This window comes from Streptomyces sparsus (genome assembly GCF_054776295.1).
Window position 1 is genome coordinate 1 of the sequence record NZ_BAAHCA010000383.1, and the last position, 3711, is coordinate 3711.

The following is a 3711-nucleotide window of genomic DNA, read 5'->3' on the forward strand; positions in this document are numbered from 1 at the left end:
GGGCGCGGAGACTCTCCGCGCCCGGGGCCGCCCGGCCGTACGACCCGGCTGGGAACGGGTACGGCCACCGCGTGATCATCAAGGGTTGTGTGGACTCATGACGATCGTGCGGTGGCCGCAGGTCACAGCACCGACGGCGCCCGATGGCGGGGCGATGTTCGAGCAGGCCATGGCCCGGATCGCGGGCCGGTTCAGCCGGGTTGAACCGCGGAGGACGGCCCGTGCCTATCTGCTCGGGCTGCTGTCGCGTACCGAGCGGAAGAACTGCTGGCAGCTGGCCGAACAGGCCGGCTTGGCCCAGCCGGGCCCGATGCAGCGGCTGCTGCGCTACGCCCGCTGGGACGCCGACGCCGTCCGTGACGATATCCGGGCCTACGCCGTCGCACACCTCGACACCGAGGGCGCGGTGCTGATCGTGGACGAGACCGGCTTCGTGAAGAAGGGCCGCGCCTCGGCGGGCGTCCAGCGCCAGTACACCGGCACCGCCGGGCGCATTGAGAACTCCCAGGTCGGCGTCTTCCTCGCCTACGCCACCAGCCGGGGACGGGCCCTGAGCGACCGCCGCCTCTACCTGCCCTAACAGTCCTGGTGCACCGATCCCGAACGCCGCCGGGTGGCCGGGATACCCGACGAAGTCCGGTTCGCGACCAAGCCCCGCCTGGCCGGGGAGATGATCGCCGCCGCACTGGACTCCGGGGTGCCGGCACCGTGGGTGACCAGTGACGAAGCCTACGGCCAGGACCCGCGACTGCGTGCCCGCCCTGGAGGCACGCGGGACCAGTTACGTTCTCGCGGTCGCCTGCTCGACCAGGGTGCGGATCAACTCAGGCCGCACCCCCATCCGCGCGGACACCCTCGCCGCACGCCTGCCCGCCACCGCCTGGCAGCGGCACATCACGCTCGCCATGCTCGCGCTGGCGTTCCTGACCGCCCTCGCCGCCGACCCGGCACCACAACGGCCCGCCGATCCACTCCACCCCACCCGCGGCAGCGACCCGATCACGTTGACCGTCCCCGAGATCCGCCACCTGCTCGCCGCCGTCCTCACCACACCGGCCGTGCCCGCGGGCAGACTGCAGCACTGGTCCCACTGACGCACACACCACCAGGCAACAGCCCGCCGCAGCCACTACCGACGACGATCCGCCGACAAATCCGCTGGATAGATCACGAAACCGCACTGGAGTACCAGGTCCGAGTCGTGATCGACGCCCATGAGATGGGCCGCGAGAGCAGTACGCCCGAGGTCGTGCGCGTGCGCGGACGTGGTGACTTCCCGGGACACAGCCGTCATCCAAACGGTGCCGCTCCTGCGCTGCACGCCCCAAACCAGAGTCGGACTACCGACGTCTGTCCTGGCTGGGCCGTGACGGCCCTCACCCTTGCTCCTCGGAGGTCTCCCTGTTACGTTTGTTATTGTTCAACCACTAACAGAGGAGTATTCATGAACGCCAACCCGACCCGCGAGCTCACCCCCGCACAGCACGCCCTGGCAGAGCACCTTCGGCTGGTGTCGTCCGGCCAGATCGACGAGTGGATCGAGCTGTACGCCGCGGACGGCACGGTCGAGTTCCCCTTCGCCCCCGCCGGTGTGCCCACCCTGGTGCAGGGACGCGAGGCGCTGATCGCCCACATGCGCGGCTTCCCGCAGACCTTCGACGTGAAGTTCGTCGACGTGAAGTTCATCGAGACGGCCAACCCCCGGACCGCGGTCGCCGAATACCGCTCGGAGGGAATCGCCCTCAGCACCGGCAAGCCGTACGAGCAGACAGTCATCACGGTGATCCGCCTCGACGAGGCGGGCCTGGTCGAGCAGTTCGTCGACTACTGGAATCCTCTCGTGGTCATCGAGGCCATGACCCCCGACGAGGCGGCCAGCGGCCAAGACGTGTCGTGGCCCTCGGAGCGTTGATCCCGGTTCGACGGGGTGAGACGGTTCACCCACCCGTCTTGCCCCTTCGCACCCTGTCGCACTCCGCAGTGAGAGACTGGGAGACATGCCCGCCCCTGGCTCCAGAGTGAAGAGCGATCAACGCCGTCGAGTCGTGCTGGACGCTGCCGTGGCCTGCTTTGCGCGCAAGGGTTACTACGGCACGACCACTGGTGAGATCGCCGAACGGGCCGAAATCTCTCAGCCCTACGTCTACCGCCTTTTCGCCAGCAAGGAGGCGTTGTTCGCCGGTGCCATCCTCCACGTGTCCGAGCTGATCTCGGATGCTCTGACCGGCGCCGAAGCCGGCGCCGATGAGGCCGGGCCGCACCGGCAGCCGGAGGCGGTGATGCGTGCGATCCGGTCCGCCTACAGCACCCTGATCGAGGACCGGGACGTCATGCGGTTCCTCATGCAGGCCAGTTGCGCAGCCGATGAGCCGCTCGTGGCTGAGGCGTTGCGCACGTGCTATGCCAGGCAGGTCGAACTCGTCAGTGAGCTCCTGAACCACGACGACGCTGCGGTCCGGCACTGGTTCGGCGCCGGTATGCTCGAAAATGTCACGCTGACCCTCGGCCTGGCCGACGTCGACGAGCCCTGGGCGCGGACCCTCAGCGGACAACGGTCTCGTTCGGACGGCGGTAGCTTCGCCCACCGGGAGTCGCCGTAGCTTCCGCCGAACAACAGGCGGCTATGTAGGCGGCCGGCCAGGCCGTCCCACTTCCTTGGAACTGGGACGCCGTCCGACGGTGTCGACGTCGATCGACACTGCCCAGGTCAGAACCGTCCCAGAAGTTGTGCCACAAGTGCGTCCCGGATCAGTATTCCAGTCTGGTTTCGCGATCTTGTCGCGGACCCGGCTGGGAACGGGAGCAGCCGCCGCGTGATCATCGGGAGTTGTGTGGACTCCTGAAGATCGTGCGGTGGCCGCGGGCCATAGCGTGGACCCTGCTCGCTGGCGGACGATGTTCGACCAGGTCATGGCCCGTATCGCGGGCCGCTTAGGGCGAGTTGAGCCGCGGGCCGCGGCCCGGCCGGTGTGCAACGGCAGTACACCGGCACCGCGGGACGCAGGTCGGCGTCTTCCTCGCCCTGGCCACCAGCCGGGGACGGGCCCTGATCGACCGCCGCCTCTACCTGCCCGAACAGTCCTGGTGCTCCGATCCCGAACGCCGTCACGCGGCCGGGATCCCCGAGGACATCCAGTTCGCGACCAAGCCCTGCCTGGCCGGGGAGATGATCGCCGTCGCGCTGGACACCGGGATCGCCGCGTCCTGGGTGACCGGCGATGAAGCCTACAGCCAGGACCCCCAGCTCCGCGCCGCCCTCGAGGCGCGCGGCACCGGCTACGTGCTGGCCGTCGCCTGCTCGATGCGGGTGAGAATCAACCACGGCCGCACTGCCGTCCGCGCGGACACCGTCGCCGGCCGCCTGCGCGCCACGGCCTGTCAGCGCCACAGCGCCGGAAACGGTGCGAAAGGCCCGCGGTACTACGACTGGGCCTGGATCCACATCGGCACCGACTGCCACCGCCACCTGCTCATCCGACGTAACCGGACTACCGGTGAACTCGCCTGCTACCTGTGCTGGTCACCCACAAAGGTGGCCCTGTCCGAACTGGTCCGCGTCGCCGGTGTCCGCTGGAGCGTCGAGGAGTGCTTCCAGGCCGCCAAGGGCCAGGTCGGACTCGACCACTACCAGGTGAGGCACTGGACCTCCTGGCACCGGCACATCACGCTCGCCATGCTCGCGCTGGCGTTCCTGACCGCCCTCGCCGCCGC

General features: G+C 69.0%; 3 protein-coding genes and 2 pseudogenes. All 5 read left to right on the plus strand.

Features of this window, described 5'->3' with window-relative positions; genetic code table 11:
- Positions 1-169 precede the first annotated feature (169 nt).
- Positions 170-829 (plus strand): annotated as a pseudogene (locus ACYVE9_RS16820) (IS701 family transposase); the annotation flags it as partial.
- The gene (locus ACYVE9_RS16825; RefSeq protein WP_461028685.1) at positions 720-1094 is read left to right on the plus strand and encodes a hypothetical protein; all 375 of its coding nucleotides are present in this window, start codon (positions 720-722) and stop codon (positions 1092-1094) included. The pseudogene ACYVE9_RS16820 and the gene ACYVE9_RS16825, both read left to right, overlap by 110 nt.
- A gap of 350 nt (positions 1095-1444) precedes the next feature.
- Entirely contained in the window at positions 1445-1912 is a 468-nt protein-coding gene (locus ACYVE9_RS16830; RefSeq protein ID WP_461028684.1) for a nuclear transport factor 2 family protein, read from the plus strand.
- A gap of 133 nt (positions 1913-2045) precedes the next feature.
- Positions 2046-2600 carry a TetR/AcrR family transcriptional regulator gene (locus tag ACYVE9_RS16835; RefSeq protein ID WP_019711140.1) on the plus strand — a complete coding sequence of 185 codons (555 nt, stop codon included), beginning with the start codon at positions 2046-2048 and terminating at the stop codon, positions 2598-2600.
- A gap of 351 nt (positions 2601-2951) precedes the next feature.
- Positions 2952-3711 (plus strand): annotated as a pseudogene (locus tag ACYVE9_RS16840) (IS701 family transposase); the annotation flags it as partial.